Genomic DNA, 4,545 nt, shown 5'->3' with positions numbered 1-4,545 from the left:
CCCCGCTTGCCTATCTCACGTGGTGGCGCCTCAACAGCGCCGCGCACCTGCTGACCCGCGACGGCGCGCCGCTGGCGGCCATTGCCCGCCGGGTCGGCTACGCCTCGGAGTTCGCCTTCGCCAACGCGTTCAAGCGGCAGTTCGGGTTGTCGCCTGGCCGGTACCGCCGCCAGCAGCGGCAGGAACCGGTCCAGCACGACTACGACCTGGCCGAGACGCTGACAGGCTGACGCCCTAACAGGTCAGGTGGCGACCGACGCCGACCAGTGCGCCGGCCCCGGCGGTCAGTCGTCCGAGGTCAGCGTGTCGAGGAGTTCGTCCAGGACTGCAGTGATGTCGGGCCATGCTTGGCCGAGACGGGCACCCTTGCGGGAACACTTGCCCGTCGTGTCGCCAAGGGGTGTGGTCGACGACGAGGAGGCCATCGGGCTGGTGGTGAGCGTGAACAACAATTCGTACTCGGCTGGCGGCAGGTAGCCCAGGGTTGACTGCAGCCGGTGGTGGTTGTGGACCCAATCAGTGCGCTGTCCAAGGCATCGCCGACAGTGCCGATCGAGGCATCGATGCCGGCGGCGACCAGGTGAGTGGTGAACCAGAACGACGTGTACTGCGATCCGGCATCAGTGGTGGATCAGGCCCGCCGCGACGGGGCCGGCCGTCGCGGTCGCGGCGCCACAGGCCCATGTCGAGGGCACGCAGGACGAGGGTGGTGTGTTTGGTGGTGGCCGCCGACCAGCCGACGATCGCCCAGGAGTAGACGTCGACGACGAACGCCACGTAGATCACGCCGGTGAACGTGGCCACGTGGGTGAAGTCCTCGACCCAGCACCGGTTCCGCGCGGCCGCGGCGAAGTCCCGTTGCACCAGATCCTGTGCCCGCTGCCCACCAGGGTCGGCTGCCGTGGAACTTCGACTACGGCAACCCGGACGTCGACTCGGCCGCCCTCCGCTGGGATCTCAACGAGGGCAGCGGCACAGCGGTGGCCGACTCCTCGGGCAGCGGGCATAACGGGACGATGGCCACCGGGGTGAGCTGGGGGCAGGGCAACGACCCGGAGAACCCGGCCGACAAGGCGGCCACGTTCACCGGCGCATCCTGCCAGCAGATCACCGTGGCGGGCACCGCCCTGTCGAACACCTCCTCCTACACCGTCGCCGCCTGGGTGCGGCTGACCGACAAATCCGTCAACCGCACCGCTGTGTCGAAGAACGGTTCATACACCAGCGGATTCTTCCTCAACTACGTCCAAGCCACTGGCCGATGGGCGTTCTCCCGCATGGACACCGACAGCTCCACGTCCCTGCCGATCCGCGCCTCGTCCAACACCTCCCCGGTGCTCGGCCGGTGGACCCACCTCGCCGGCGTCTACGACACCGCCACCGGGAAGATGACCCTCTACGTCGATGGAGTCGCGCAGTCGACCACGGCACCGACCGGCGGCTGGAACGCCACGGGCGGGTACATCATCGGCCGAGCCCAGTGGAACGGCACCTTCACCAACACCTGGCACGGCGGGATTGATGACGTCCGCATCTACGGCAAGGCCCTCACCGCCGACCAGGTCGCCACCCTCGCTGGCGACGAGAACGCCGGCCGGATGCTGAAGGTCCGCCGCGCCGCGTTGTAGCAGGGTTCCAAGACCATCACCGACGGGGAAACCGCCGCCAACATCGTCTACAACGTTCCCTTGACCAAGGCTGCCGGCGGCCCGCACGACATGAACGCAGCGGCAATCTCCACCTGGGGCCAAGTCGACCTGCCCACCGACGCGACCGCCATCTTCGGCCCGGAAGACAACCCCAGCCGCAACAGCGCCACCCCCACCGGGCCTGACACCAACGGCTACCAGTACGCCCTCGTCCACTACCTCGAGGCCGGGGGCAAGGAGGTCAACACCGCCACTCCCGGCGGCCACATCGACACTCAGGAGTTACGACCGATTCGGTAACCCTGTCCGAACCCTGGAGGCCACCAACCGGGAACTGGCGTCGGGCACGCTTCCCGGCGCAGCCGGCTACCTGGAAGCGCTCGGTCTCGCCAACTCGGACACGGCAAGTAGAGCTCTCACTCTGTCCACCGTGAAGACCTACAGCACCGACGGGACCGACTTCGTCGACACCCTCGGGCCCACCTCGACGGTCGTGCTGAAGGGCGGAGCCCCTGACCCGGATGACACTGGGCCTCTGGAGGCGATTCCCGCAGGTGCCACTGTCATCGGCCGGCAGCACGTGGTGGCCACCTACGACGAGGCCAAGCTGGACGGCGCGACCTACCACCTCGCCACTAGTGCTCTGACCGGGAACGTTTACCGGGTTGGCGGCGGCGGGGCCGGAACCGGTTGGATGAGACGGACATCCGACGGGTTTGGGGGCGTGGTGGCGGAGCTGGTCAAGATCAGGAGGCTGACCGACCAGGAGGGCCAGCAGTTACAACGGATCGTGCGCCGGGGCAGCACCAACACAGTGCGCTATCGACGGGCGATGATGCTGCTGGCCTCGGCCGGCGGCAACCGAGTTCCAGTGATCGCCCAGTTGGTGCAGGCCGACGAGGACACGGTGCGGGACGTGATCCACCGGTTCAACCAGATCGGCCCGGCCTGCCTGGACCCTCGGTGGGCGGGAGGCCGTCCCCGCCTGCTCAGCCCTGACGACCCCGATGGTCACTGGCCGGCGCCGAAGCCGTCCTGAGACTCCGCGCCCTGCTCGCCAACGGCGACTTCGACCGTTACTGGACCTTCCACCTCGACCAAGAACACCAGCGCAACCACCGGGCCCGCTACCGACTCGCTGCTTGATCTACGAGGTCAGTCCCAGCAATCTGCGCCCGCCGCGCACTGTCCCCAGTCGAGCGCGAGCCGCCCGCAGGTGCGCCTTTCGCCCTTGAACAGCAGGCCCGCAGCCTGCCCGCAGCCGCGCGATGTCCGCAACCCCGGGCCCAGTGGCGCCCGCAGGAGCGCGCGCACAACCGACAGATGCGTCACAAGTGCGCGCTTTACGCGTTCGGGTCCCAGTCTGCGAGCTGCTCCATCGGCTCGGTGTCGCCGGTGGTCTCCAGGCCGTCGAGCGGGACGCGCTCGTAGAAGTAGAGGACCAGTTCGCTCGCCGCGCCTCGCATCGCCATGTCGCCCGGCTCCGCGTCGGCGGCGAGGTCGTCGCAGCGGACGCCGTCGGCGTTGAGGGTCAGGCGCCAGGAGCGGCCCTCGGTCGTGTGCAGGTCGATGGTCGCCGGCTTGAACGGCCAGGGGACGGTCGTCGCCGAGACGGTCGTCAGGAACTCGTCGACGCCCTCGACCGCGACGTCCGTCGGCAGCGGCTGTGCGGCCCCCTGGGTGAGCTGGGCGTCGTAGGTGTGGACGGCGATCTCCTGGATCTGGTGCCGGGCCACGGCTCCGCTGGTCTCCGGGGCCTGCGAGCGGCCCCACCAGGTCCAGCAGCCGCAGTCCGGGCCGGCCTCGCGCATCGCGTCGAGCATGAGCTCGGTCGACTCGGCGAGCCAGGCGTCCAGGGCTTCGCGGTCGCGGGGCGCGGTCGGGGCGCCCTTCGGGTCCGTCCTCGCCGGGGGCTCAGCGCCCGGGCCCGCCGCGACGATGGCGGCCTGGCGGCGGCGGCCGTCGCCGAGGTGCTGCGCCAGTTCGCGCAGCGTCCAGTCCGGGCAGGTCGGGACCTGGACGTCAAGGTCGGGGGCGGACGCGATCGCGGCGCGGAACGCGGCCGAGCGGTCTTCGATCAGCCGCAGGACCTCGGGGAACTCCAAGATGTTTTGCACGTCGGTTGTGTATCACGGCGCTCCGGCGGCCGGGTAGCGAATTTGTCGGACGAACGCGTCGACGGCCGGGCGGAGCGCCGGCGCCGAAGCCGTCCTGAAACTCCGCGCACTGCTCGCCAACGGCGACTTCGACCGCTACTGGACCTACCATCTGGGCCAAGAGCACCAGCGCAACCACCAGGCCCGCTACCAACTCGCTGCTTGACCTACGAAGTCACTCCCAGCAATCCGCACCCCTAGCCGATGTCAGCGGCCTGAGTAGTGTGCGGCCCGGCGGCGCCAGCGCCAGAGGAGTGAAACGAGAGCTAGTGCTCCGACCGGGAACGTTCACGGGACGGGCCCGGGGTGGCCTGCGCCCGTGAAGGTCTATCCCCTCTGGCACATCAGCCACCAGAACGAAGCCGGCCCCAACGACGAGACGATTCACCTCGACGACGAGGGCGTGTTCATCAACGAGCAGGACGGCGACGACGTCAAGCTGCTCGGCATCTACTCCTCCGAGGCCGTGGCCGAAGAGCGGATCCGCCGCGCGCGTCTTCTACCGGGCTTCGCCGACGAGCCAGACTGCTTCCAGATCGGAGAGCACGACCTCGATGAGGACCACTGGACCGAGGGCTTCGTCCGCGTGCCGGTCTAGGTGACTGGTGTGAATCGGTGGTTTGGTCGGGCTGTGCGGTCAGCCATGGTTGCCTGAGCGTGATGGCGGGGTCGGTGATGTCGCCGGGGTGGTCTGGGCGTCGAACCGTTGCTGGATAGGCGTTGTGGGTCTTTCATGCCGT

8 protein-coding genes are annotated in these 4,545 nt (G+C 68.8%); 5 read left to right on the top strand and 3 right to left on the bottom strand.

Translation table 11 applies throughout. The features are described from left to right. Positions 1-230, top strand: a 230-nt coding sequence (locus tag ACFOYX_RS16310; RefSeq protein ID WP_377534095.1) for a helix-turn-helix transcriptional regulator, incomplete at its 5' end; no start/stop codon positions are given. 54 nt (positions 231-284) lie between these two features. On the opposite strand, the gene ACFOYX_RS16305 is transcribed toward ACFOYX_RS16310, so the two are convergent. Beyond that, entirely contained in the window at positions 285-449 is a 165-nt protein-coding gene (locus tag ACFOYX_RS16305; RefSeq protein ID WP_377534093.1) for a hypothetical protein, read from the bottom strand. A 67-nt stretch (positions 450-516) separates the two neighbouring features. After that, the gene (locus tag ACFOYX_RS16300) at positions 517-864 is read right to left on the bottom strand and encodes a DDE-type integrase/transposase/recombinase (protein WP_322443199.1); all 348 of its coding nucleotides are present in this window, start codon (positions 862-864) and stop codon (positions 517-519) included. Positions 865-872: 8 nt separating this feature from the next. Between ACFOYX_RS16300 and ACFOYX_RS16295 the strand changes: the two genes are divergently transcribed. From ACFOYX_RS16295 to ACFOYX_RS16285, 3 genes are all read left to right on the top strand, one after another. Beyond that, positions 873-1,628 carry a LamG domain-containing protein gene (locus tag ACFOYX_RS16295; protein ID WP_322443198.1) on the top strand — a complete coding sequence of 252 codons (756 nt, stop codon included), beginning with the start codon at positions 873-875 and terminating at the stop codon, positions 1,626-1,628. A 60-nt stretch (positions 1,629-1,688) separates the two neighbouring features. Beyond that, entirely contained in the window at positions 1,689-1,949 is a 261-nt protein-coding gene (locus ACFOYX_RS16290; protein WP_322443197.1) for a hypothetical protein, read from the top strand. 394 nt (positions 1,950-2,343) lie between these two features. Beyond that, complete coding sequence (locus tag ACFOYX_RS16285; RefSeq protein WP_322443242.1) at positions 2,344-2,688, top strand: helix-turn-helix domain-containing protein; 345 nt, start codon at positions 2,344-2,346, stop codon at positions 2,686-2,688. A 304-nt stretch (positions 2,689-2,992) separates the two neighbouring features. On the opposite strand, the gene ACFOYX_RS16280 is transcribed toward ACFOYX_RS16285, so the two are convergent. Then, positions 2,993-3,766 carry a maleylpyruvate isomerase family mycothiol-dependent enzyme gene (locus ACFOYX_RS16280; RefSeq protein WP_322443196.1) on the bottom strand — a complete coding sequence of 258 codons (774 nt, stop codon included), beginning with the start codon at positions 3,764-3,766 and terminating at the stop codon, positions 2,993-2,995. Between the two features lie 358 nt (positions 3,767-4,124). Here ACFOYX_RS16280 and ACFOYX_RS16275 point away from each other — a divergent pair, with 358 nt between their 5' ends. Continuing rightward, positions 4,125-4,403, top strand: coding sequence for a hypothetical protein (locus ACFOYX_RS16275; protein WP_322443195.1), 279 nt, complete (start codon positions 4,125-4,127; stop codon positions 4,401-4,403). The last annotated feature ends 142 nt before the right edge of the window (positions 4,404-4,545 follow it).

This window comes from Micromonospora sp. GCM10011541, assembly GCF_042650725.1.
Lineage (GTDB): Bacteria > Actinomycetota > Actinomycetes > Mycobacteriales > Micromonosporaceae > Micromonospora > Micromonospora sicca.
The sequence above is the reverse complement of the archived record's forward strand: the minus strand, read 5'-3'. Positions and strand labels throughout refer to the sequence as shown.

Bases quoted from the DNA above. Each gene is read 5' to 3' on its own strand.
- ACFOYX_RS16285 (WP_322443242.1), top strand. From the start codon at position 2,344: ATGAGACGGACATCCGACGGGTTTGGGGGCGTGGTGGCGGAGCTGGTC.